Genomic DNA, 24,170 nt, shown 5'->3' with positions numbered 1-24,170 from the left:
ATGATTCTCTCCATAGTGATTGACGCAATCAATCAAACAACCCAGCCAAGGAGAAAGCCATGAGCCAAGATACGCAAACCACCCAAGCCTCTGTGACCATCAGCAATCTGGAAGCCGCTTTTGCCGGCGAGTCGATGGCGCATATCAAATACCGCTACTTCGCCAAGCTGGCGCGCGAAGCCGGGGCGGAGGAGGTGGCGCGGGTGTTTGAAGAAACCGCTGACCAGGAAGTGATGCATGCTTTCGGCCACCTCGATCTGCTGTTCCCCAAGAGCCAAATGACGCCGCAGCGCGCGCTGGAATTGGCGATTGCCGGCGAAACGCATGAATACACCGAGATGTATCCCAAGTTCCGCCACTTAGCCGAGCAGGAAGGCAATGCCGCCGCCGTGGCCGAATACGATGAGCAAATCGCCGAATCGCGCGAGCATGCGGAACGTTTCCAAAAGACTTTGCAAACCGCCGCCAAGCGTTTCGCAGCCTTGACCCGGGTTGAGCAGCGTCATGCCGCGCACTACCAAAGTGTGCTGGATACCCTGCAAAGCAAGGCAGCCTGAAATCAGCCAAAGTTAAGCGGCTGGGATACAATGGCGGCTTTTCTGCCCGGCAATCAAAAGCCGCAGGAAGCGCCACCTTGCCGGCGCGCAAGCCGCCCGGCCCAGCCAGAATTCATCTTCAGCCAAGTGAGAAATACCATGAAAAAATATCAATGTGTGATTTGCGCCTTTATCTATGACGAAGCGTTGGGTTTGCCGGATGAGGGCATTCCTGCCGGCACCAAATGGGCCGATGTGCCGGATTCCTGGACTTGCCCGGATTGCGGCGTGTCCAAGAGCGATTTTGAAATGGTGGAAATCTGATTTTTCACTCTCCCGGCAAGCCGTGCGCGGCTTGCCTTTTCTTTTTCAGGTGAAGCATGAGCACTCCTCCCATCATCATCGCCGGCGCCGGTATGGCGGCCTGGACGGTGGCGCGCGAATGGCGCAAATTGGATAAAGACAGCCCGCTCTTAGTGGTGTGCGCCGATGATGGCGTGTTTTATTCCAAGCCCATGCTGTCGAATGCGCTGGCGCAGAATAAAACCGCTGCGCAATTGGTGACACAGCAAAAAGAGCAGATCGCCGCCCAGACTCAGGCTGAGGTGTTGGCGCATACGCAGATTGCGGCAATTGACTGCGCCGCCCATCAAATCCAGACCAATCGCGGCAATTTCACTTACAGCAAACTGGTGCTGGCGCTTGGCGCCCAGCCTATCCGCATTCCTTTGCAGGGCGATGCTGCGGCGGATGTGATGTCGGTGAATGATATCCGCGATTACGCCGCTTTCCGCGCCCGTTTGGATGCGCGCGCCGGGCAAAAAGTGGCGATTTTGGGAGCTGGTCTGATCGGCTGTGAATTTGCCGACGATATGAGCGGGGCCGGGCATCAAGTCAGCCTGGTGGATTTGAATCCGCGCCCCATGGCTTTGCTCGCTTCGCCCGGTTTGTCGCAGGGTTTGCGCAGCGCGCTGGAGGGGCGTGGCGTGCAGTTTTACCAGGGTGCGGCGCAGAGTGTGGAAAAGCAGGGCGAGGGCTATCTCTTGCGCTTAGCCGATGGCCAGAGTTTGTCTGCGGATCTGCTCTTGTCGGCAGTCGGCTTGCGCCCGCAAATCGCACTGGCGCAAGCCGCCGGTCTGCGTTGCGGGCGCGGGATTTGTGTCGATGCCTATGGCCGCACCTCGGATGCAGATGTGTTTGCGCTGGGCGACTGTGCTGAATATCAGATCGGCGAGACTTCGCAAGTGCTGCCATATGTGGCGCCGATCATGGCGGCGGCGCGCGCTATCGCCAAGTCTTTGTGCGGTGAATTGACGGCGATTGAGCATAAAAACATGCCGGTGATCGTGAAAACGCCCAGTTATCCCCTGGCGCTGGCCCCGGCCCCTGCCGGTACGCCTGGCGAGTGGCATGACGCCGGGCTGGAAGGGCGGCAAGTGGCGCGTTTTGTGGATGCCGCCGGGGTGGTGCGCGGGATTGGCGTCGGCCCGCAAGAGCCGGCTTTGCGCAATCGCCTGGTGGCGGAAATCGGTCAGGCGTTTCAAGCATAAAGGCGCTGGCCCCGATGTCGGAATTTGATTTGATCGCGCGCTATTTCGCGCAGCCTGCGCGCGCCCATCCGGGCGCGCACACGCTATTGGGGCCGGGCGATGATTGCGCCCTGTTGCGTCTGCCGCCGGGCGAGGTGTTGGCGATTTCCAGCGATATGCTGGTGGAAGACCGGCACTTCTTTGCCGGCGCTGATCCTTTCATGCTGGGACACAAGGCGCTGGCGGTGAATTTGTCGGATCTGGCGGCGATGGGCGCGCGCCCGCTCGGCTTTACCCTGGCGCTGGCTTTACCGGCGGCGGATGAGGCTTGGCTGGCCGCTTTTTCCGCCGGGCTGTTGCGTCTGGCGCGGGAAGCTGATTGCGCTTTGATTGGCGGCGACACCACGCGCGGCCCGCTGAATATCTGCATTACGGTGTTTGGCAGCTTGCCGCCACAGGCGGCTTTGCGGCGCGATGGGGCTAAAGCCGGCGATCAAGTCTGGGTTTCCGGCAGCTTGGGCGAGGCGCGGTTGGGCTTGGCCTGGTTGTCGGGCGAGGCGCTGCCGGATGCTGATCCGGCTTGGCGTGAGGCGGCTTGTGCGCGCTTGCATCTGCCGGCGCCGCGTCTGGCATTGGGACAGGCTTTGCGCGGCGTGGCGAGCGCTGCGCTGGATATTTCTGATGGCTTGGCGGGCGATTTGGGGCATATTCTGCAGGCTTCCGGGGTGGCGGCGCAGCTGCATGCTGAGGCGTTGCCGGCTGGCCCGGCCCTGGCGTCTTGTGACGCTGCGCGCCGCCTGGAATATATGCTGAGCGGCGGCGATGATTATGAATTATGCTTTTGTGCGCCGCCTGCACAGCAGGCCAGGGTGCGCCAGATCGGGCGCGAGCTGGATCTGGCGCTGCACTGCATCGGTGAGATTGTGCCGGGGCGCGGTTTGCAAGTGCTGGACCCGCAAGGCCTGCCATTATCGTTACAGCTGAATTCTTTTGACCATTTCCGCACTTCATGAAAACGCATTTGCATCAGGTAGAAGCTGGACGCGTGCAACCCGGCGCGCTGTTTATGTACAGCCGCTTGAGTCATTTATTGGCGCTCGGTTTTGGCAGCGGTTTATCGCCCATCATGCCGGGCACGGTGGGCACTTTGTTCGGCTGGCTGACGTTCGCCATGTTCACCCAGCGCTGGCCGGCGTTTTTCACGCCCTTGAATTGGCTCATCGTTTGTTTGGCCGCTTTTTTAATCGGCATCTGGGCTTGTGAGCGCACCGGGCGGGATTTGGGCGTAGCTGATCATGGCGCCATGGTGTGGGATGAAATCGTTGCGATCTGGCTGGTGTTGGCCATGCTGCACCCGGCCCCGTGGCAGCTGCAATTCTGGGCGGTGTTTTGGTTCCGCGTGTTTGATATGAGCAAGCCGCCGCCGATCCGCCAGTTTGAACAGCGTTTCAAAGGCGGTTTCGGGGTGATGTTTGATGACATTCTGGCGGCTTTCTTTACCCTGCTGTTGTTTTCCATTTGGCGGCAATGGTAATTCCGCAAAAAAATGATACATTCAGAATCATGGCAGGCTGAGAACAGTCTGCTGTCGCCAAACCAGCAAACAAGGGGACGAACGTGAGTACTGATATTGGGGAACTGGCGGCGCAAGTCGGCCAGAAATTGCAGCAAAAAGGCTTGCTGCTGGCGACCGCTGAATCTTGCACCGGCGGCTGGGTGTCGCAAGCGATTACTGAAATCGCCGGCTCCAGTTCCTGGTTTGACTGCGGTTTTGTAACGTATTCGATTGCTTCCAAGACTGAGATGCTGGATGTGTCGCCGGCGCAAATCGCCCAATTCGGCTCGGTCAGCGAAGAGGTGGCGTTGTCGATGGCGCGCGGCGCCTTGGCCAACAGCAATGCGCATATCGCGCTTTCCACCACCGGGATTGCCGGCCCCACCGGTGCGGTGCCGGGCAAGCCGGTCGGCACGGTTTGCTTTGCCTGGGTGCATGGCGATGTGGCGGTGAGTGAGCGTCTGGTGTTTGGCGGCGACCGTCATGCGGTGCGGGAGCAAACCGTGGCGCATGCTTTGCGCGGTTTGCTGAAAATGCTGGATTGAGTTCAGGCGCTGGCGTCGCTGCTGTTCAGGCTGGCTTTCAAGCCAGCCCAGCGCGGCGCGTTTTGCATCGGCAGACCAAATAAGTCGAGCACGCGCAGCAAGCTGTGATCGACCATTTCTTCCAGCGATTGCGGATGTTGATAAAACGCCGGCAGCGGCGGGAATATCACGCCGCCCATTTCCGTCACCGCCGTCATATTGCGCAAATGCGCCAGATTGAAGGGGGTTTCGCGCACCATCAAGACCAGGCGGCGGCGCTCTTTCAGGCAGACATCGGCGGCGCGGGTGATCAGATTGTCGGACAGGCCGTGTGCGATGGCCGCCAGGCTGCGCATGGAGCAGGGCGCAATCAACATGCCATCTGATAAATACGAGCCGCTGGCGATGCAGGCGCCGACGTCGCGCACAGCGTGGCAGACATCGGCCAGTTTTTCGACTTCGCGCCGTTTGAGTTGCAATTCCTGCTGCAAGGTGAGCAGGGCGGCGTCGGACAGCAACAAATGAGTTTGCACCTGCTGTTCGCGCAGCAATTGCAGGGCGCGCACGCCGTACACCGCGCCGGTGGCGCCGGTGATGGCGACGATCAAACGGCGCGCCGTCATCTCGCCTTATTTACCCAGCTTGGCGATGGCGGCTTGCAGCTCGCCGTTTTCATACATTTCGCCCATGATGTCGGAGCCGCCGATGAATTCGCCGCCGATATACAGTTGCGGAATGGTGGGCCAGTTGGAATAGTCTTTGATGCCTTGGCGCACTGCCGGGTCATCCAGCACATTGACGGTGACAATGTTTTCAGCGCCGGACACTTGCAGCAGCTTGACGGCGCGCGCCGAAAAGCCGCATTGCGGAAAGGTCGGGGTGCCTTTCATAAACAGCACCACCGGGTTGCCGGTTACGGTTTCTTTGATCCAGTTTTGCACATCAGACATGGGGAACTCCTGCGTTGAAGAATGATGGCATTCTACTGCAATCGCGCCAAGCCGGCTGAGCGTGCCCAACCTAGATTCCTCAGTTGGGCAGATGCGAGTACGCAGTTTGCCGGTTTCCTGGCTGGGCGCGGCGACGGCGCAGACTGCATTCTGCCAGGAGGAGTGGCGGAGCGCTGCTTCACCGTGACGCCAGCAGGCCGGTAAACAAGTAATCGCGGTTGTAGCGCTCGCGCCAAACCAGTGACGGTGTTGTCTGCCGATAATTTTAATAAAGCATTTGCTTATCGAAGCCCAAAAGCGCTTAACTGGGGAATCCAGGTTGATCAGTCTTCCGCCACCACGGAATACATGGCGGCGGTGTGCGCCACGCCATGAATCAAGAGCCGCTTGCGTTGCAGGCCTTCAAAAACGGCGCCGGCCTTTTCCGCTACTGTGCGGCTGGGCTGATTGCTTTCGGCGGCGACAATTTCCAGCCTTTGCATGTGCAATTCCTGCAGGCCGAAAGCAAGCGTCAGGCGCAAGGCGTCCAGTGCGATGCCGTGTTGCTGGCGGTTTTCCCGCACCCAATAGCCGACATTGGCCACCATGTGCAGCCGGCGGATGTCGTTGATGCCGATGCCGCCATACAAAATCGCCCCGTCGGCGGAGAAAATCCCCAATTCATACGAGATTCCGGCTTCCAGATTGGCCTGGCATTGCATGATCCAGCTTTCTGCATCCGCCAGGCTGTAGCCGGCATGGCACCAATTCATCCAACGTCCTACAGTACTGACTGATTCCAGCGTTGCTTCCTGAAATGCAATCGCGTCGCTGCTTTGCCAGGGGCGCAGGCAGAGGTCAACGCCTTGTAGTGGAAAGTCCATATTACGTCCTCCGGGTGACATGAGAGATCAAACGGCGCGGCGCGCCTGCAGACGCCGCGCACAGACTTTCACATGCTCACTTGCCGCGCAGCTTGGCAAAGGCGGCAGCCATCGCGTTGTTTGCCGCAGGTTGTTGGCGTTGCTGGCCTTGCTGATATTGCGCAAGGCGTTTGCCATCATTGCGGTCGGCGCGCTGCTCGGGTTTGCTGCCGGGGGCGGGGGCAGTGTCGGTCAAGCGCATGGTCAGGGCAATGCGCTTGCGTTTGGCATCGACTTCAAGTACTTTAACACGAACCACTTGACCTGCCTTGACCACGCTGTGCGGATCTTTGACAAATTGGTGCGACAGCGCGGAAATGTGCACCAGGCCATCCTGATGCACGCCGATGTCAACAAAGGCGCCAAACGCCGCCACATTCGTCACCACCCCTTCCAGAATCATGTCCGGGCGCAAGTCGCTGATTTCTTCCACCCCTTCTTTAAAGGTGGCGGTGGTGAATTCCGGGCGCGGGTCACGTCCCGGTTTTTCCAATTCCTGCAAAATGTCGGACACGGTGGGCAGGCCGAAGCGCTCGTCGGCATAGCGCGCCGGCTGCAGGCTGCGCAACAGTTTGCTGTCGCCGATGATGCCCTTGAGGTCGATCTGGCGGCCTTTGCTTTGAATATCGGCCATGATTTTTTCCACCAGCGGGTAGGATTCCGGGTGCACGGCGGAGGCGTCAAGCGGGTTTTCGCCTTGCATGATGCGCAAAAAGCCGGCGGATTGTTCAAAGGTTTTTTCGCCCAGGCGCGGCACATTGCGCAGGCTGGCGCGATTTGAGAATGCGCCGTTCTGATCGCGGTAGTTGACGATGGCTTGCGCTACGCTGTTGCTCAGGCCGGATACGCGCGCCAGCAGCGGCACGGAGGCGGTGTTCACATCCACCCCGACCGCATTCACGCAGTCTTCCACCACCGCATCGAGTGAGCGCGCCAGCCAGCTTTGATTGACATCGTGCTGATATTGGCCCACGCCAATCGATTTCGGGTCGATTTTCACCAATTCCGCCAGCGGGTCTTGCAGGCGGCGCGCAATCGAGACTGCGCCGCGCAGCGAAACATCGAGTTCCGGCAGTTCGCGCGAGGCGAATTCAGACGCGGAATACACCGAGGCGCCGGCTTCGGAGACGACGATCTTGGTCAGTTTGAGTTCCGGGTGGCGTTTGATCAGGTCTTGCGCCAGGCGGTCGGTTTCGCGTGAGGCGGTGCCGTTGCCGATCGAAACCAGGGCCACTTGATGTTTGGCGCACAGGCGCGCCAGGGTGGCGATGGCGCCATCCCAGTCATTTTTCGGCGCATGCGGATAAATCACGCCGGTATCGACCACTTTGCCGGTGGCGTCCACCACCGCCAGCTTGACCCCGGTGCGCAAGCCCGGATCGAGGCCAATGGTGGCGCGCGGGCCGGCTGGCGCGGCCAGTAATAAATCTTTCAAATTGCGCGCAAATACGGCAATCGCTTCCTGCTCTGCGCTTTCGCGTAAAGATCCCATCAATTCGGTTTCCAGGTGCATGAAACATTTCACGCGCCAAGTCCAGCGCACCGTGTCGGACAGCCATTTGTCTGCGGGGCGGCCCTGATTGTGGATGGCGAAGCGGCGCGCGATGCGGGCTTCGCAGGGATTCCAGGGCGCATCCCATTTCGGTTTTTCTTCTTCGCTGTCTAAGCGCAGGGTGAGGCTGAGCATTTCTTCGCGCCGGCCACGCAGCAGGGCGAGTGCGCGGTGCGAGGGGATTTTGCGCCATTCTTCGCAATAATCGAAATAGTCGGCGAATTTCTCGCCGGCGTCTTGCTTGCCTTCCACCACTTTCGATTCCAGCACCGCATGTTCTTGCAGATAGGCGCGCAGGTCTTGCAGCAATTCGGCGTCTTCCGCAAAGCGCTCCATCAGAATTTGTCGCGCGCCATCCAGTGCGGCTTTGACATCGGCCACGCCGGGGTTGTCGCCATCAGCGTCCGAGAACGGTTCGCGCAGGAAGGCGGCGGCTTCGCTTTCGGGGTTTTTGTCGGGGTTGGCCAAGAGCAGATCGGCCAGTGCGCCAAGGCCCGCATGCAGGGCGATTTGCGCCTTGGTGCGGCGCTTTTGTTTGTAGGGCAGGTATAAGTCTTCCAGGCGGGTCTTGTCTTCCGCGCTTTGCAGCGCTTGCAGCAATTCGGGCGTCATCTTGTTTTGCTCTTCAATCGCAGCAATGATGCTGCTGCGGCGCTCTTCCAGCTCGGTGAGGTAGCGCAGACGCTCTTCTAACAAGCGCAATTGGGCATCGTCCAGGCCGCCGGTGGCTTCTTTACGGTAGCGCGCGATGAAGGGCACGGTGGCGCCTTCTTTTAACAGGGCGATGGCGGCATTGACTTGGGTCGTGCTGGCTTGCAGTTCATTGGCCAGGCGGATTTCGATTGAAGGTAACATGACGTTTGCGAGTGAAAACAGACAAGAAGATAAGGGGTGAAATCATACGCAGGGCGCGCTGAAAAATCCGCTGTGTGCGCATTTGCGTATGCATGCAGGAAGATTTGGCGGCATGCGCTGTGCCGCAGGCAGGTTGCGCAACGCCACGGACATGCCGCGCCCCTGTGACGGGAATCTGAATTATAATGCCGGATTGTTTCGCCTGGAGTGCGCTGTTTTTTGCCATCCGCAACAGAATTTCCGGCGCTTTGCTGTTTGCTGCGCGGATAGCGCGCCGAGCTTGAAATTATGATGCTGTGCGCCACAGTGAAACAATGCGGATTAACCGGCTGGCAGTATATGGAAATTCTATTACTGCCGCCAGGATGGCATACGTCCATCGCGGCTGCAATTTAATACACTTTGAATGTAAATAAATTCACATGCGATGTATTTTATTTACTGCGCTAAATAAGCGTAATGATAATAAAACCGGACAAAATGTGACTTACAGCGGCGCGCGCAGCACATACAGGCGCTGCCGGCTTCGGTTTGCCCGATAGTGGAAAAGATAGAGTAATTATGTATTTTACGCTTGATGATGTGCTTGCCAATTTTGATGACAATACCTATGGCAAGGGGGCTGCCCTGGTGCAGAAAGAGGCGGTGCGCAAGGTCAGCCTGGAAAAAGGCTATCTGCTGGGCGTGGTTGCCGGCAGCGCCAGCCGCAGCTATGAGCAAAAAATCAGCATCAGCGCGGATCGCCATGGCGGTGTGAAATTCAAAGGCGAGTGTAATTGCTCAGCTGGCCGTTCTTGCCAGCATGTGGTGGCGGCTTTGCTGGAATATCTCTTGCAGCAGGAAAAAGCCGGCGGTCTGGCCCAATCCGGCCTGCCGAATGCTCTGGTGACCTGGTTGCAAAAGCTGGAAGTCGCGGCGCGCCCCAAGCCGCCGCTGGCGCTGGACCCGGCGCAAACCGCGCACAGTTTGTTGTTTGTGATGGCGCCTGCGGCTGGCGGCAAGCATGTGGCGCTGGCTTTGTGCAAGGCGCGCGTGCGTCCCAGCGGCGATGTGATCAGCGCCAGCGCGATCAGTGAATTGTTTTCTTTGCTCTCCAGTCCGCCGCCATTTATGACGCCGGGCGATGCGGATCTGGTGCGTTATTTTATTGCGATGCGTTCCGGTCTGGATTCGCAAAGCGGGATGGCGACCGAGCCGCGCGGCAAAATCGGCGCTTATCTGTTGCGCCTGTTGCTGGAGCAGCAAAAATTGTTGTGGGCCAATTCCTGGGCGGATATGAGCAGTGGCCGGGTCTATCCGGTGAAATATGCGCAACAGAGGGAGGCGCACCTGGCCTGGCATGACGAGGAAAAAGGCACGCGCCTGGTGTGGCAGGCAGTGGATCCGGCCAATCCGAAAAGCGGCGCGCACCCGCTGGATCATATTCTGCCGACTGATCCGCCCTGGTTTATCGATAATCTCTCCGCCGGCGAATTGCTGTTGCAGCAAGGCCATCTGAAAATCCCGAATCACGAATTGCAAGCCCTGGTGGCGCAGGCGCCGCTGCTGGCTTTGCGCGACCGTGGCCGCTTATCGCAGCGTTTGCTGGCGTCGGGTTTGCAGAATCTGGTGCCGATGCCGGAGCAGGTGCAGCAAAAAATCCGTGACGACATCAAATTCCAACCTTTGCTGCTGCTGGGCAGTATGTCGCAAGAGGTGGAAGATCAGGGCAATATGCGTTACACCCGCTGGTATGACTTTGGTTTGATTGCGTTTGATTATGACGGTGAATCGGTTTCTCTCGATCCCAGTCAGCAAGTGGTGCGCCAGCGCGGCGACACCATGGAAGTGATTCAGCGTGATTTGCAGGCCGAATCCGCAGCATATGGTTTATTGACTTCGCTGGGCTTCACGACGCCCAAGGATGGCGCTTCGCCGCTGGCGAAAATGGTCGGCGTGATGCAAATGAAGGGGCAGGCTGATTGGCTGCGCTTCGCGAAAGGCGGTTTGCATGTCTTGGAAGAGGCTGGCTGGCGGGTCGAAAAAACCGCGAATTACCGCTATGACGTGGTGGAAATCGAAGACTGGTATGCGGATGTCGATAATCAGCAGGCCAGAACCGAAAACGCCTGGTTCGATTTGGAACTGGGCATTGTGGTGAATCAAAAACGTATTCCGCTGTTGCCGATTCTGGTGCAAATGATCCGCAGCGCACCGCACGATTTCAATCCGAAAACCATCGCCAGCCATGACGATGACGACCAATTGCTGGCCCTGCTGTCCAATAATGTGCGGGTCGGTTTGCCATGGGGGCGCATCAAGCCGATTTTACAGATTCTCGGCGAGCTGTATTTCAATGAGAAAGTCGGCTCCACGATCCGCTTGCCGAAGCTGGATGCGGCGCGTTTGGCCGAATTGGAAAAAGCCTTGCAAATGCGCTGGGTGGGCGGCGATATGTTGCGTGAGTTGGGTCAGCGCCTGGGGGAATTCGGCGGCATGCAAAAAGTTGCGCCGCCGCCGGGGTTGCGCGCCACCTTGCGCGATTACCAGCTCGATGGCGTGGCGTGGATGCAATTCATGCGTGAAGCCGGTTTGGGCGGAATTCTGGCTGACGATATGGGCTTGGGGAAAACAATTCAGACCTTAACCCATATTCTGTTGGAAAAAGATGCCGGTCGCCTGACTGCGCCTGCACTTGTGGTGGCGCCGACCAGTTTGATGGATAACTGGCAGGCCGAGGCGCGCCGTTTTGCGCCAAGTCTGAAAGTCCTGCTGCTGCAAGGTGCGGCGCGTACGGAGCGGTTTGATCAAATCAGCAAATATGATCTGGTCTTGACCACTTACGCGCTGTTGCCGCGCGATGAAGAAAAATTGCGCCAGCATGAGTTCCATTTGATGATTCTGGATGAATCGCATTACATCAAAAACACCCGTTCCAAGGCAGCCCAGACCGCCAGCGTCATCAATGCGCGCCATCGCCTGTGTCTGACCGGCACGCCGCTGGAAAATCATCTGGGCGAGTTATGGTCGCAATTCAATTTCCTCCTGCCCGGCTTTTTGGGGAATGAAAAGAATTTCAACACTGAATTCCGCAATCCGATTGAAAAAGGCGGCGATGAGGTGCGGCGCACGGTGTTGTCACGCCGTATCCGGCCATTCATGTTGCGTCGCACTAAAGATAAAGTGGCGAAGGAATTGCCGCCCAAGACGGAGATGGTGCGCACGGTCGAGTTGACCGGCGGCCAGCGCGATTTGTATGAAACCGTGCGCTTGGCGATGGATAAGAAGGTGCGCGATGAAATTTCCAAGAAGGGTATGGCGCGCAGCCAGATCGTGATTTTGGAAGCGCTGCTCAAGCTGCGCCAGGTGTGCTGTGATCCGCGCCTGGTGCAAGCGGTGTCGCGCGGGCCGATGGTGTCAGCCAAGCTGGTTGAGCTGATGGAAATGATTGAGGAGTTGCTGGAAGAAGGCCGCAAGATTCTGGTGTTCTCGCAATTCACCAGCATGTTGCAATTGATTCAGAACGAATTGCAGGCGCGCGCCATTGATTACGCCTTGCTGACCGGCGACACCAAGGATCGCGGCGCCCAGGTTGCCGCCTTCCAGAATGGCTCTGTGCCGATTTTCCTGATCAGCTTAAAAGCCGGCGGCGTGGGCTTGAATCTGACCGCCGCCGATACTGTGATTCATTACGATCCGTGGTGGAATCCGGCGGCGGAAAATCAGGCGACTGACCGCGCCTGGCGTATTGGCCAGGACAAGCCGGTGTTTGTCTACAAACTGATCGCCAAGGGAACGCTGGAAGAAAAAATCCAGGCTTTGCAGCAACGTAAATCAGAGTTGGCCGGGGCCATGATGGACGAAGGCGAAGCGCATAATATGGTGGTGTCGGATGATGATCTGGATGTGATTTTCGCCCCCTTACAGGAATTGGTGGACGCATAAGCGCCCATCCCGCAGCAAGCCCGCCTCAGCATTTGCCCGGCGGGCTTTTTTTCAACTGCGCCCACAAGCGCTGATACGAGGAAGAAACCGATGAAAACAGCACGCTGCCTGCTGCTTGCGGCTTGTCTGATTGCGCCAAGCGCACATGCCGCAAAAACTCTGGTGTATTGTTCTGAAGGCAGTCCGGATACCTTCAATCCGCAACTGAGCAATTCCGGCACCACGTTTGACGCCACCGCGATCCAGATTTTCGACCGCCTCTTGAGCAAAGAACCGGGTGGAACCAGGCTTGTGCCGTCGCTGGCGGAGAAATGGGATATTTCTGCCGATGGTTTGCAATATACCTTCAGCTTGCGGCGCGGCGTAAAATTCCACAGTAATGCGCGTTTTAAACCCAGCCGCGATTTTAATGCTGATGATGTGGTTTTCACTTTCCGCCGTATGGGCGATCCAAATCATCCATTTCATAAAACTATTCCAGGCAGAAATTTTGCGTATTACTACGATAAAGAGCTGGATAAGATTATTGATAAAGTTGAAAAGGTGGATGATTACACCGTGCGTTTTAAACTCAAACGCACCGATGCGCCTTTTTTGATTAATTTCGCGATGAGTTTCACTTCAATTCATTCGCTTGAATATGCGGAGAAAATGAAAGCGGCGGGAACTCCGGAAGTGATTGATTTTGAGCCGATAGGAAATGGCCCGTTTCAATTCGTGTCTTATCAAAAAGATGCGACCATCCGTTATAAAGCGTTTGAACAATACTGGGCCGGGCGGCCCAAGATTGACAACCTGTTGTTTGCAATCACCCCGGATGCATCGGTGCGCTACGCCAAACTCAAGGCCGGCGAATGCCATGTGATGGCTTACCCCAAGCCGGCAGATCTGGCCGCGATCAAGGCGGATCCCGCCTTGCGCCTGCTAAGCCAGGAGGCGCTGAATGTCGGCTATATCGCATTCAATGTGAATAAAAAGCCGCTCGATAACAAGCTGGTGCGGCAGGCTTTGAACCTGGCCACCGATAAAGCGGCAATCTTGCGCAATATTTATCAAGGCTCGGCGCGCGCCGGCAAGAATCCCTTGCCGCCTTCGCTCTGGTCGCACCATGACGCCTTGCCAGACTACAACTACGATCCGGCGCGCGCCAAGGCGCTGCTGGAAAAAGCAGGCTATCCGAACGGCTTGAGCTTTGATCTGTGGTATTTGCCGGTATCGCGCCCCTACAACCCGGATGGCAAGCGGATGGCGGAATTGCTGCAGGCGGATTGGGCCAAGGTCGGCGTCAAAGTCAATCTGCTGACCTATGAGTGGGGTGAGTATTTAAAACGCAGCAAACATGGCGAACATCAGGTCGTGATGCTGGGTTGGAGCGCCAATGCCGATCCGGATGAATTTCTGGGGCCGAATCTGAGCTGCGACGCGGTGAAAGGCGGCGGTAATGTGGCGCGCTGGTGTCATGCCGCTTTCGATAGCGTGTATCAGAAAGCGCGCAGCACGCTCAAGCAGGCCGATCGCAGCAAGTTGTATGAGCAGGCGCAGGAAATTGTGCGTGAAGAGGCGCCATGGATTGTGATGGCGCATGCCTTGCTGCTGACGCCCGTGCGTAAAGAAGTCAAAGGCTTGATTGTGTCGCCTGACGCGAACCATTTCTTCCATCAGGCGGATTTGGAGAAATAAAGCAATTGCAGGAGCGCCCGTGCAAGGGCGCTCCGTTTAATCACGACAGCCGCGTAATGGTGTGATCAGCCAGGCCAGCAGGGCCAGGATCAGGCCACCGGCGGCGACGCAGCCCAATGCTTCCCGCAAGCCCAGCCATTCCCCCAATTTGCCGGCGCACCAGGCGCCCAGCGGCACCCCGGCCACAGTCAGGAATCGCATGGTGGACACCACCCGCCCCAGGTAGGCATCCGGCGTGACGCGCACCCGCAGCGCCAGATAGGGCATGAAATACAGCATCACGGTGCAGTCAAACAGGAAAAACACCAAACCATATGCGCCCAAGCTCAGCAGGTTTGACCCGAACAGCTGAACCGGCAACAGCGCCAACAGCAACCAGCAGAATACAGTGCCGCTCATGCCGCACAAAATCACATTCCCGCTGCCAAAGCGCGCTACCAGCGGTTTGACTGCGGTGGAACTGAGCAGCACGCCCAAGCCGCCGGCCATTTGCACCAGACCCAATGTGCCGGCGCTCATGTTGAATTCGCGTGTGGCGTACAACACCTGCAACGCGACAAAGCCATTGAACAGAATCTGCCAGCCCGCCGTGGTCCACGCCAGGGCGCGCAGCGTTGGGTGGCGCCAGACAAAGCGCAAACCTTCGAGTATGTCATTCCATACCGATTGGCCATTTGGCGGCTGGATTTCTTCTTTGATGCGGATGCTGTGGAATAACTTGACGGTGCATAAAAAAGCGCAGCCATTGAACAGCAGCGCCAGCGGCGGATTCAGCGCATGCACCAGCAAGCCGGCCAAGCCGGGGCCGAGTAAGCGGGCGAGGGAATCAGTGAGGGCGAACTTGGACTGCGCATCGATTAAATGCTCGCGGCCAACGATTTGCATCGATAAAATCTGCACACAGCTGCCGCCCACCACGTTGCCACAACCGACGACAAAGGCGGCCACGTAGAGCCAGGGCATACTCAACCAGCCGCAACTCCAGGCCAGGGGAATGCTGGCCAGAGCGAGACCATTACTGATTTCAAAGAAAATCAAGGTGGGTTTTTTGATATGGCGATCCAGCCAGACGCCTGCAGGCAGGGAGAGCAGAACAAATGGCAGCATTTCCAGCGCCACCAGCATGCCCATTTGACTCGGGCTGGCTTTGAGCATCAGCGCAGCGCACAGGGGTAACGCCAGGATGCTGATTTGTTCGCCAAACGAGCTGATGCTCAACGCTGCCCAGTAGCGCAGAAAGCCGGGTTGACGCAGCGCCGGGCTGTCAGCAAATTGCTTCTGCCAATAGTGATGAATAAATGAAAAGAAGGTCAGGCCCCATCAGAAAAGGTAAGCATGATGGATTAATCGCTGTTGGAAAAGTTCCGCAGAAATTTTACGGCGGCAAGTGCAAACCGCTACAATCTGGCCAGTTTGAACAACCCGGGCCGCAAGCCCATCCTGGAGAGACGCATATGGACTATCAAAATATCCTGCTGGAAACCCATGGCAAAGTCGGGCTGATCCGCCTCAACCGCCCCAAGGCTTTGAATGCGCTGAATGACCAATTAATGGATGAATTGGGCGCTGCGCTGTTGGCATGGGATGCTGATGCGGACATCGGCTGTATTGTCATTACCGGCAGCGAAAAAGCCTTTGCCGCTGGCGCAGACATCACCGCGATGGCCAAATTCAGCTATATGGATGCATTCAAAGGCAATTTCATCACCCGCAACTGGGAAACTATCACCAAGGTGCGTAAGCCGGTGATTGCGGCTGTGGCCGGCTATGCCCTGGGCGGCGGTTGCGAACTGGCGATGATGTGCGATTTCATCATTGCAGCGGATAACGCCAAATTCGGTCAGCCGGAAATCAAGCTTGGCATCATGCCGGGTGCCGGCGGCACACAGCGTCTGCCGCGCGCAATCTCCAAATCCAAGGCAATGGATCTGTGCTTGACTGCACGCAATATGGATGCCCAGGAAGCAGAACGCGCCGGCCTGGTGTCGCGCGTGGTTCCACTGGAAAAACTGATGGAGGAGACACTGGAAGCCGCGACCACGATCGCATCCATGTCTGCGCCGGTGACAGCAATGATCAAAGAAAGCATCAACCGCTCCTGGGAGTCCTCCCTGCAGGAAGGTGTGTTGTTTGAGCGTCGCATGTTCCATAGCGTGTTCGCCACAGAAGACCAAAAAGAAGGAATGCAAGCATTCGTAGAAAAACGCTTGCCAAACTTCAAAGGAATTTGATATAGTTCTGCCTTCGCCGCGTACATGACAGCAAGATGACATGAAAGTGGCGCAGGCGGATAGTGAAGTATCTTGAAGCCATGTCGTAGAAGCAGCGCAGAGTGAAATACGAAATTCGCGAATGTGCTTGACGACAATAAATAATTGCTTCATAATCTCGTTTCTCTGCTGCTGACAAACAAAACGATTTGCGGCAAGCGCGAAAGTGCGGCAGAAGCTCTTTAAAAATAAAACAGTCGATAAGTGTGGGCGTTTGGTAAATGCGCGCTTTGCAAAAAGCGATACTCAAATTATCAAATGCTCACAAAAATACAAAGGAAACTCGCAAGAGTGACCTGTCAGTAATTGAGTGAGCGACCAGAATCGAAAGATTCGACCTGGCAGTAATGCCAAAACAGAGATTGAACTGAAGAGTTTGATCCTGGCTCAGATTGAACGCTGGCGGCATGCCTTACACATGCAAGTCGAACGGCAGCGCGGGAGCAATCCTGGCGGCGAGTGGCGAACGGGTGAGTAAAATATCGGAACGTACCCTTGAGTGGGGGATAACGTAGCGAAAGTTACGCTAATACCGCATACGATCTACGGATGAAAGTGGGGGACCGCAAGGCCTCATGCTCGTGGAGCGGCCGATATCTGATTAGCTAGTTGGTGAGGTAAAAGCTCACCAAGGCGACGATCAGTAGCTGGTCTGAGAGGACGACCAGCCACACTGGGACTGAGACACGGCCCAGACTCCTACGGGAGGCAGCAGTGGGGAATTTTGGACAATGGGGGAAACCCTGATCCAGCAATGCCGCGTGTGTGAAGAAGGCCCTCGGGTTGTAAAGCACTTTTGGCAGGAAAGAAAAGGCGCTGGCTAATATCCAGCGCTGATGACGGTACCTGCAGAATAAGCACCGGCTAACTACGTGCCAGCAGCCGCGGTAATACGTAGGGTGCAAGCGTTAATCGGAATTACTGGGCGTAAAGCGTGCGCAGGCGGTTATGTAAGTCTGACGTGAAATCCCCGGGCTCAACCTGGGAATGGCGTTGGAGACTGCATAGCTGGAGTCTGGCAGAGGGGGGTAGAATTCCACGTGTAGCAGTGAAATGCGTAGAGATGTGGAGGAATACCGATGGCGAAGGCAGCCCCCTGGGCTAAGACTGACGCTCATGCACGAAAGCGTGGGGAGCAAACAGGATTAGATACCCTGGTAGTCCACGCCCTAAACGATGTCTACTAGTTGTCGGGTCTTAATTGACTTGGTAACGCAGCTAACGCGTGAAGTAGACCGCCTGGGGAGTACGGTCGCAAGATTAAAACTCAAAGGAATTGACGGGGACCCGCACAAGCGGTGGATGATGTGGATTAATTCGATGCAACGCGAAAAACCTTACCTACCCTTGACATGTTCAGAATCCCTGAGAGATCGGGGAGTGCTCGAAAGAGAACTGGAACACAGGTGCTGCATGGCTGTCGTCAGCTCGTGTCGTGAGATGTTGGGTTAAGTCCCGCAACGAGCGCAACCCTTGTCATTAGTTGCTACGAAAGGGCACTCTAATGAGACTGCCGGTGACAAACCGGAGGAAGGTGGGGATGACGTCAAGTCCTCATGGCCCTTATGGGTAGGGCTTCACACGTCATACAATGGTACATACAGAGGGCCGCCAACCCGCGAGGGGGAGCTAATCCCAGAAAGTGTATCGTAGTCCGGATTGGAGTCTGCAACTCGACTCCATGAAGTTGGAATCGCTAGTAATCGCGGATCAGCATGTCGCGGTGAATACGTTCCCGGGTCTTGTACACACCGCCCGTCACACCATGGGAGCGGGTTTTACCAGAAGTAGGTAGCTTAACCGCAAGGAGGGCGCTTACCACGGTAGGATTCGTGACTGGGGTGAAGTCGTAACAAGGTAGCCGTATCGGAAGGTGCGGCTGGATCACCTCCTTTCTAGAGTCAGCATGCATCAAATGCTCACACTTATCGACTGTTGAAAAAAGAGCAGTCATCGGTTTTAAAAGAGGCGACAGTGAAAACTGTCAAATCAGATGGGTCTGTAGCTCAGCTGGTTAGAGCACCGTGTTGATAACGCGGGGGTCGTAGGTTCGAGCCCTACCAGACCCACCAATCAGAAAGCGACAAGCCACACCGACATGGGGGCTTAGCTCAGCTGGGAGAGCACCTGCTTTGCAAGCAGGGGGTCATCGGTTCGATCCCGTTAGCCTCCACCATAACCTGCTGAAATACCTTGTATGCGTTCACAAATTGAATCCATACAAGGTCTTTTAGCGACCGAAAGCTGTTTCGATCTTTAACAATCTGGAAGAAGTAAAACAACAATGCAAGCATATGCGACGCAAGTCGAATATGTTTGAAGGGTTGTGATTGTAGTTGTCTAAACGTTTCGACATCAAAAGATGTCCGAACGAAAAACACACTGTCCGGCTTTGCTCCCTTTACTACTCAAGGGGCCAAAGTTATAGGGACAAGTGACTAAGTGCACATGGTGGATGCCTTGGCGATTACAGGCGATGAAGGACGTAGTAGCTTGCGATAAGCTGCGGGGAGTGAGCAAACACACATTGATCCGCAGATTTCCGAATGGGGAAACCCGGCCTTATAGGTCATCTTATGCTGAATACATAGGCATATGAAGCGAACGCGGCGAACTGAAACATCTAAGTAGCTGCAGGAAAAGAAATCAACCGAGATTCCCAAAGTAGTGGCGAGCGAAATGGGAAGAGCCTGCAAGTGATAATGCAACGTATAGTGGAATGCTCTGGAAAGTGCAGCCATAGCGGGTGATAGCCCCGTACGCGAAATACGATGCATGGTACTAAGCTTGCGATAAGTAGGGCGGGACACGTGAAATCCTGTCTGAAGATGGGGGGACCATCCTCCAAGGCTAAATACTCGTAATCGACCGATAGTGAACCAGTACCGTGAGGGAAAGGCGAAAAGAACCCCGGGAGGGGAGTGAAATAGATCCTGAAACCGTGTGCATACAAACAGTAGGAGCCCGCAAGGGTGACTGCGTACCTTTTGTATAATGGGTCAGCGACTTACATTCAGTGGCAAGGTTAACCAGATAGGGGAGCCGAAGAGAAATCGAGTCCGAATAGGGCGACAGTCGCTGGGTGTAGACCCGAAACCAGATGATCTATCCATGGCCAGGTTGAAGGTGCGGTAACACGCACTGGAGGACCGAACCCACTAGTGTTGAAAAACTAGGGGATGAGCTGTGGATAGGGGTGAAAGGCTAAACAAATCTGGAAATAGCTGGTTCTCTCCGAAAACTATTTAGGTAGTGCCTCGAGATTACACCTGCGGGGGTAGAGCACTGTTATGGCTAGGGGGTCATCGCGACTTACCAAACCATTGCAAACTCCGAATACCGCAGAGTGCGTCCTCGGGAGACAGACATCGGGTGCTAACGTCCGGTGTCAAGAGGGAAACAACCCAGACCGCCAGCTAAGGTCCCCAAATATTGCTAAGTGGAAAACGAAGTGGGAAGGCTAAAACAGTCAGGATGTTGGCTTAGAAGCAGCCACCATTTAAAGAAAGCGTAATAGCTCACTGATCGAGTCGTCCTGCGCGGAAGATGTAACGGGGCTAAGCAATATACCGAAGCTGCGGATGCATAGCAATATGCATGGTAGGAGAGCGTTCTGTAAGCCTGCGAAGGTGGCTTGTAAAGGCTGCTGGAGGTATCAGAAGTGCGAATGCTGACATGAGTAGCGATAAAGCGGGTGAAAAGCCCGCTCGCCGTAAGTCCAAGGTTTCCTGTCCAACGTTCATCGGGGCAGGGTGAGTCGGCCCCTAAGGCGAGGCAGAGATGCGTAGCTGATGGGAAGCAGGTTAATATTCCTGCACCGTCGTATGATGCGATGGGGGGACGGATCGCGGAAGGTTGTCCGGGTGTTGGAAGTCCCGGTTCCTGTGTCAAAGAAGGCTGTCAGGCAAATCCGGCAGCGTAATTCAAGGGCATGGGACGAGCGAATTTATTCGCGAAGCAATCGGAAGTGGTTCCAAGAAAAGCCTCTAAGCTTCAGTCATACGAGACCGTACCGCAAACCGACACAGGTGGACGAGATGAGTATTCTAAGGCGCTTGAGAGAACTCGGGAGAAGGAACTCGGCAAATTGGTACCGTAACTTCGGGATAAGGTACGCCCAAGTAGTTTGACTGGCCAGCGCCAGAAGGACGAAAGGGTTGCAATAAACTGGTGGCTGCGACTGTTTAATAAAAACACAGCACTCTGCAAACACGAAAGTGGACGTATAGGGTGTGACGCCTGCCCGGTGCTGGAAGATTAAATGATGGGGTGCAAGCTCTTGATTGAAGTCCCAGTAAACGGCGGCCGTAACTATAACGGTCCTAAGGTAGCGAAATTCCTTGTCGGGTAAGTTCCGACCTGCACGAATGGCGTAACGATGGCCACACTGTCTCCTCCCGAGACTCAGCGAAGTTGAAATGTTTGTGATGATGCAATCTACCCGCGGCTAGACGGAAAGACCCCATGAACCTTTACTGTAGCTTTGCATTGGACTTTGAACCAATCTGTGTAGGATAGGTGGGAGGCTTTGAAGCGTGGACGCTAGTACACGTGGAGCCGTCCTTGAAATACCACCCTGGTTCGTTTGAGGTTCTAACCTTGGCCCGTAATCCGGGTCGGGGACAGTGCATGGTAGGCAGTTTGACTGGGGCGGTCTCCTCCTAAACGGTAACGGAGGAGTACGAAGGTACGCTAGGTACGGTCGGAAATCGTGCTAATAGTGCAATGGCAAAAGCGTGCTTAACTGCGAGACCCACAAGTCGAGCAGGTACGAAAGTAGGTCATAGTGATCCGGTGGTTCTGTATGGAAGGGCCATCGCTCAACGGATAAAAGGTACTCTGGGGATAACAGGCTGATTCCTCCCAAGAGTTCATATCGACGGGGGAGTTTGGCACCTCGATGTCGGCTCATCACATCCTGGGGCTGTAGCCGGTCCCAAGGGTATGGCTGTTCGCCATTTAAAGTGGTACGTGAGCTGGGTTTAAAACGTCGTGAGACAGTTTGGTCCCTATCTGCCGTGGGCGTTGGAAATTTGAGAGGACCTGCTCCTAGTACGAGAGGACCGGAGTGGACGAATCTCTGGTGTACCGGTTGTCACGCCAGTGGCATTGCCGGGTAGCTAAATTCGGAAGAGATAACCGCTGAAAGCATCTAAGCGGGAAACTCGCCTCAAGATGAGATTTCCCGGAGCCTTGAGCTCCTTAAAGGGTCGTTCGAGACCAGGACGTTGATAGGTTGGGTGTGGAAGCGCAGTAATGCGTTAAGCTAACCAATACTAATTGCCCGTAAGGCTTGTCCCTATAACTTTGGCTGACACAGCTAAAGTCAGTGTGTGAAACAAGACAACGCAACACAACCCGAATTCAAGATTGAATCCAGTATTCAAATTGTATAAATAAAGCATTGTTGAAAAACTTCTCCCAGATTGCGTTTGCTGCGAAAGCGGCAAACACGACAAGTCATGCCTGATGACCATAGCAAGTCGGTACCACCCCTTCCCATCCCGAACAGGACCGTGAAACGATTTTGCGCCGATGATAGTGCTGAAACCAGTGTGAAAGTAGGTTATCGTCAGGCTTTTATCCTGAGAAAAGCGCCGGCTGACGCCGGCGCTTTTTTCTTCAGTGCATGAAGCGTCAAAGACGTGAAAGCAAACAAAGCGAAATTCGTGTTCTGAAGAAAAACTTGACGGGTAAATGAAATTACTTCATAATCTCGTTTCTCTGCTGCTGACAAACAAAACGATTTGCGGCAAGCACGAAAGTGCGGCAGAAGCTCTTTAAAAATAAAACAGTCGATAAGTGTGGGCGTTTGGTAAATGCGCGCTTTGCAAAAAGCGATACTCAAATTATCAAATGCTCACAAAAATACAAAGGACACTCGCAAGAGTGACCTGTCAGTAATTGAGTGAGCGACCAGAATCGAAAGATTCGACCTGGCAGCAATGCCAAAACAGAGATTGAACTGAAGAGTTTGATCCTGGCTCAGATTGAACGCTGGCGGCATGCCTTACACATGCAAGTCGAACGGCAGCGCGGGAGCAATCCTGGCGGCGAGTGGCGAACGGGTGAGTAAAATATCGGAACGTACCCTTGAGTGGGGGATAACGTAGCGAAAGTTACGCTAATACCGCATACGATCTACGGATGAAAGTGGGGGACCGCAAGGCCTCATGCTCGTGGAGCGGCCGATATCTGATTAGCTAGTTGGTGAGGTAAAAGCTCACCAAGGCGACGATCAGTAGCTGGTCTGAGAGGACGACCAGCCACACTGGGACTGAGACACGGCCCAGACTCCTACGGGAGGCAGCAGTGGGGAATTTTGGACAATGGGGGAAACCCTGATCCAGCAATGCCGCGTGTGTGAAGAAGGCCCTCGGGTTGTAAAGCACTTTTGGCAGGAAAGAAAAGGCGCTGGCTAATATCCAGCGCTGATGACGGTACCTGCAGAATAAGCACCGGCTAACTACGTGCCAGCAGCCGCGGTAATACGTAGGGTGCAAGCGTTAATCGGAATTACTGGGCGTAAAGCGTGCGCAGGCGGTTATGTAAGTCTGACGTGAAATCCCCGGGCTCAACCTGGGAATGGCGTTGGAGACTGCATAGCTGGAGTCTGGCAGAGGGGGGTAGAATTCCACGTGTAGCAGTGAAATGCGTAGAGATGTGGAGGAATACCGATGGCGAAGGCAGCCCCCTGGGCTAAGACTGACGCTCATGCACGAAAGCGTGGGGAGCAAACAGGATTAGATACCCTGGTAGTCCACGCCCTAAACGATGTCTACTAGTTGTCGGGTCTTAATTGACTTGGTAACGCAGCTAACGCGTGAAGTAGACCGCCTGGGGAGTACGGTCGCAAGATTAAAACTCAAAGGAATTGACGGGGACCCGCACAAGCGGTGGATGATGTGGATTAATTCGATGCAACGCGAAAAACCTTACCTACCCTTGACATGTTCAGAATCCCTGAGAGATCGGGGAGTGCTCGAAAGAGAACTGGAACACAGGTGCTGCATGGCTGTCGTCAGCTCGTGTCGTGAGATGTTGGGTTAAGTCCCGCAACGAGCGCAACCCTTGTCATTAGTTGCTACGAAAGGGCACTCTAATGAGACTGCCGGTGACAAACCGGAGGAAGGTGGGGATGACGTCAAGTCCTCATGGCCCTTATGGGTAGGGCTTCACACGTCATACAATGGTACATACAGAGGGCCGCCAACCCGCGAGGGGGAGCTAATCCCAGAAAGTGTATCGTAGTCCGGATTGGAGTCTGCAACTCGACTCCATGAAGTTGGAATCGCTAGTAATCGCGGATCAGCATGTCGCGGTGAATACGTTCCCGGGTCTTGTACACACCGCCCGTCACACCATGGGAGCGGGTTTTACCAGAAGTAGGTAGCTTAACCGCAAGGAGGGCGCTTACCACGGTAGGATTCGTGACTGGGGTGAAGTCGTAACAAGGTAGCCGTATCGGAAGGTGCGGCTGGATCACCTCCTTTCTAGAGTCAGCATGCATCAAATGCTCACACTTATCGACTGTTGAAAAAAGAGCAGTCATCGGTTTTAAAAGAGGCGACAGTGAAAACTGTCAAATCAGATGGGTCTGTAGCTCAGCTGGTTAGAGCACCGTGTTGATAACGCGGGGGTCGTAGGTTCGAGCCCTACCAGACCCACCAATCAGAAAGCGACAAGCCACACCGACATGGGGGCTTAGCTCAGCTGGGAGAGCACCTGCTTTGCAAGCAGGGGGTCATCGGTTCGATCCCGTTAGCCTCCACCATAACCTGCTGAAATACCTTGTATGCGTTCACAAATTGAATCCATACAAGGTCTTTTAGCGACCGAAAGCTGTTTCGATCTTTAACAATCTGGAAGAAGTAAAACAACAATGCAAGCATA

General features: G+C 55.4%; 15 protein-coding genes, 4 tRNA genes and 4 rRNA genes. 17 read left to right on the top strand and 6 right to left on the bottom strand.

What is annotated here, in order from left to right:
- The first annotated feature begins 59 nt into the window (after positions 1-59).
- From V8J88_RS16355 to V8J88_RS16330, 6 genes are all read left to right on the top strand, one after another.
- A complete protein-coding gene (locus V8J88_RS16355; protein ID WP_338845271.1) occupies positions 60-557 on the top strand; it encodes a rubrerythrin family protein in 498 nt (165 codons plus the stop codon).
- 138 nt (positions 558-695) lie between these two features.
- On the top strand, positions 696-860 hold the full coding sequence (locus tag V8J88_RS16350; RefSeq protein ID WP_338845270.1) for a rubredoxin: 165 nt from the start codon (positions 696-698) through the stop codon (positions 858-860).
- 56 nt (positions 861-916) lie between these two features.
- Entirely contained in the window at positions 917-2,086 is a 1,170-nt protein-coding gene (locus V8J88_RS16345) for an FAD-dependent oxidoreductase (RefSeq protein WP_338845269.1), read from the top strand.
- Between the two features lie 14 nt (positions 2,087-2,100).
- Complete coding sequence (gene thiL, locus V8J88_RS16340) at positions 2,101-3,078, top strand: thiamine-phosphate kinase (protein WP_338845266.1); 978 nt, start codon at positions 2,101-2,103, stop codon at positions 3,076-3,078.
- Positions 3,075-3,599, top strand: coding sequence for a phosphatidylglycerophosphatase A (locus V8J88_RS16335; RefSeq protein ID WP_338845264.1), 525 nt, complete (start codon positions 3,075-3,077; stop codon positions 3,597-3,599). Before thiL ends, V8J88_RS16335 begins: the two co-directional genes overlap by 4 nt.
- 83 nt (positions 3,600-3,682) lie before the next feature.
- Entirely contained in the window at positions 3,683-4,165 is a 483-nt protein-coding gene (locus tag V8J88_RS16330; RefSeq protein ID WP_338845263.1) for a CinA family protein, read from the top strand.
- A gap of 2 nt (positions 4,166-4,167) precedes the next feature.
- Here the strand turns inward: V8J88_RS16330 and V8J88_RS16325 are convergent, their stop codons facing one another.
- The 4 genes from V8J88_RS16325 to V8J88_RS16310 form a co-directional block, all read right to left on the bottom strand.
- Positions 4,168-4,767 (bottom strand): UbiX family flavin prenyltransferase, encoded by a 600-nt coding sequence (locus V8J88_RS16325; RefSeq protein WP_338845262.1) that lies wholly within the window; start codon positions 4,765-4,767, stop codon positions 4,168-4,170.
- A 6-nt stretch (positions 4,768-4,773) separates the two neighbouring features.
- Positions 4,774-5,094: a Grx4 family monothiol glutaredoxin gene (grxD, locus tag V8J88_RS16320; RefSeq protein WP_338845261.1), complete on the bottom strand. Its 321-nt coding sequence runs from the start codon at positions 5,092-5,094 to the stop codon at positions 4,774-4,776.
- A 323-nt stretch (positions 5,095-5,417) separates the two neighbouring features.
- Positions 5,418-5,957, bottom strand: a complete 540-nt coding sequence (locus V8J88_RS16315; RefSeq protein ID WP_338845260.1) for a GNAT family N-acetyltransferase — start codon at positions 5,955-5,957, stop codon at positions 5,418-5,420.
- Positions 5,958-6,033: 76 nt separating this feature from the next.
- Positions 6,034-8,403, bottom strand: coding sequence for a Tex family protein (locus V8J88_RS16310; RefSeq protein WP_338845259.1), 2,370 nt, complete (start codon positions 8,401-8,403; stop codon positions 6,034-6,036).
- A gap of 561 nt (positions 8,404-8,964) precedes the next feature.
- Between V8J88_RS16310 and V8J88_RS16305 the strand changes: the two genes are divergently transcribed.
- Together V8J88_RS16305 and V8J88_RS16300 are read left to right on the top strand one after the other, a co-directional pair.
- Positions 8,965-12,327 (top strand): DEAD/DEAH box helicase, encoded by a 3,363-nt coding sequence (locus V8J88_RS16305; RefSeq protein WP_338845258.1) that lies wholly within the window; start codon positions 8,965-8,967, stop codon positions 12,325-12,327.
- 90 nt (positions 12,328-12,417) lie between these two features.
- Positions 12,418-14,007: an ABC transporter substrate-binding protein gene (locus V8J88_RS16300; RefSeq protein ID WP_338845257.1), complete on the top strand. Its 1,590-nt coding sequence runs from the start codon at positions 12,418-12,420 to the stop codon at positions 14,005-14,007.
- A gap of 36 nt (positions 14,008-14,043) precedes the next feature.
- Here the strand turns inward: V8J88_RS16300 and V8J88_RS16295 are convergent, their stop codons facing one another.
- On the bottom strand, positions 14,044-15,261 hold the full coding sequence (locus V8J88_RS16295) for an MFS transporter (RefSeq protein ID WP_338849907.1): 1,218 nt from the start codon (positions 15,259-15,261) through the stop codon (positions 14,044-14,046).
- Positions 15,262-15,461: 200 nt separating this feature from the next.
- Here V8J88_RS16295 and V8J88_RS16290 point away from each other — a divergent pair, with 200 nt between their 5' ends.
- The 6 genes from V8J88_RS16290 (at position 15,462) to rrf (ending at position 21,855) form a co-directional block, all read left to right on the top strand.
- The gene (locus V8J88_RS16290) at positions 15,462-16,238 is read left to right on the top strand and encodes an enoyl-CoA hydratase (protein ID WP_338845256.1); all 777 of its coding nucleotides are present in this window, start codon (positions 15,462-15,464) and stop codon (positions 16,236-16,238) included.
- A gap of 403 nt (positions 16,239-16,641) precedes the next feature.
- Positions 16,642-18,172 (top strand): 16S ribosomal RNA (locus V8J88_RS16285).
- Positions 18,173-18,272: 100 nt separating this feature from the next.
- Positions 18,273-18,349: transfer RNA gene (locus V8J88_RS16280), tRNA-Ile, on the top strand.
- Between the two features lie 28 nt (positions 18,350-18,377).
- Positions 18,378-18,453: transfer RNA gene (locus V8J88_RS16275), tRNA-Ala, on the top strand.
- A gap of 252 nt (positions 18,454-18,705) precedes the next feature.
- Positions 18,706-21,578 (top strand): 23S ribosomal RNA (locus tag V8J88_RS16270).
- A gap of 164 nt (positions 21,579-21,742) precedes the next feature.
- A 5S ribosomal RNA gene (gene rrf / locus V8J88_RS16265) occupies positions 21,743-21,855 on the top strand.
- On the opposite strand, the gene V8J88_RS16260 is transcribed toward rrf, so the two are convergent.
- Positions 21,850-22,125: a hypothetical protein gene (locus V8J88_RS16260; protein WP_338845255.1), complete on the bottom strand. Its 276-nt coding sequence runs from the start codon at positions 22,123-22,125 to the stop codon at positions 21,850-21,852. The two genes, rrf and V8J88_RS16260, sit on opposite strands and share 6 nt — an antisense overlap.
- A 114-nt stretch (positions 22,126-22,239) precedes the next feature.
- On the opposite strand from V8J88_RS16260, the gene V8J88_RS16255 reads away from it, so the two are divergent.
- The 3 genes from V8J88_RS16255 to V8J88_RS16245 all read left to right on the top strand — a co-directional run bounded on the left by V8J88_RS16255 (position 22,240) and on the right by V8J88_RS16245 (position 24,051).
- Positions 22,240-23,770 (top strand): 16S ribosomal RNA (locus V8J88_RS16255).
- The 16S, 23S and 5S rRNA genes sit together here with 4 tRNA genes alongside, the layout of an rRNA operon.
- A gap of 100 nt (positions 23,771-23,870) precedes the next feature.
- Positions 23,871-23,947 (top strand) — tRNA-Ile (locus V8J88_RS16250).
- A 28-nt stretch (positions 23,948-23,975) separates the two neighbouring features.
- Positions 23,976-24,051: transfer RNA gene (locus V8J88_RS16245), tRNA-Ala, on the top strand.
- The last annotated feature ends 119 nt before the right edge of the window (positions 24,052-24,170 follow it).

Source organism: Massilia sp. W12, assembly GCF_037300705.1.
Taxonomy (GTDB): domain Bacteria; phylum Pseudomonadota; class Gammaproteobacteria; order Burkholderiales; family Burkholderiaceae_D; genus JACPVY01.
The sequence above is the reverse complement of the archived record's forward strand: the minus strand, read 5'-3'. Positions and strand labels throughout refer to the sequence as shown.

Bases quoted from the DNA above. Each gene is read 5' to 3' on its own strand.
- thiL (WP_338845266.1), top strand. From the start codon at position 2,101: ATGTCGGAATTTGATTTGATCGCGCGCTATTTCGCGCAGCCTGCGCGC.
- V8J88_RS16355 (WP_338845271.1), top strand. From the start codon at position 60: ATGAGCCAAGATACGCAAACCACCCAAGCCTCTGTGACCATCAGCAAT.
- V8J88_RS16315 (WP_338845260.1), bottom strand. From the start codon at position 5,957: ATGGACTTTCCACTACAAGGCGTTGACCTCTGCCTGCGCCCCTGGCAA.
- V8J88_RS16345 (WP_338845269.1), top strand. From the start codon at position 917: ATGAGCACTCCTCCCATCATCATCGCCGGCGCCGGTATGGCGGCCTGG.
- grxD (WP_338845261.1), bottom strand. From the start codon at position 5,094: ATGTCTGATGTGCAAAACTGGATCAAAGAAACCGTAACCGGCAACCCG.
- V8J88_RS16335 (WP_338845264.1), top strand. From the start codon at position 3,075: ATGAAAACGCATTTGCATCAGGTAGAAGCTGGACGCGTGCAACCCGGC.
- V8J88_RS16350 (WP_338845270.1), top strand. From the start codon at position 696: ATGAAAAAATATCAATGTGTGATTTGCGCCTTTATCTATGACGAAGCG.
- V8J88_RS16325 (WP_338845262.1), bottom strand. From the start codon at position 4,767: ATGACGGCGCGCCGTTTGATCGTCGCCATCACCGGCGCCACCGGCGCG.
- V8J88_RS16300 (WP_338845257.1), top strand. From the start codon at position 12,418: ATGAAAACAGCACGCTGCCTGCTGCTTGCGGCTTGTCTGATTGCGCCA.
- V8J88_RS16290 (WP_338845256.1), top strand. From the start codon at position 15,462: ATGGACTATCAAAATATCCTGCTGGAAACCCATGGCAAAGTCGGGCTG.
- V8J88_RS16305 (WP_338845258.1), top strand. From the start codon at position 8,965: ATGTATTTTACGCTTGATGATGTGCTTGCCAATTTTGATGACAATACC.
- V8J88_RS16310 (WP_338845259.1), bottom strand. From the start codon at position 8,403: ATGTTACCTTCAATCGAAATCCGCCTGGCCAATGAACTGCAAGCCAGC.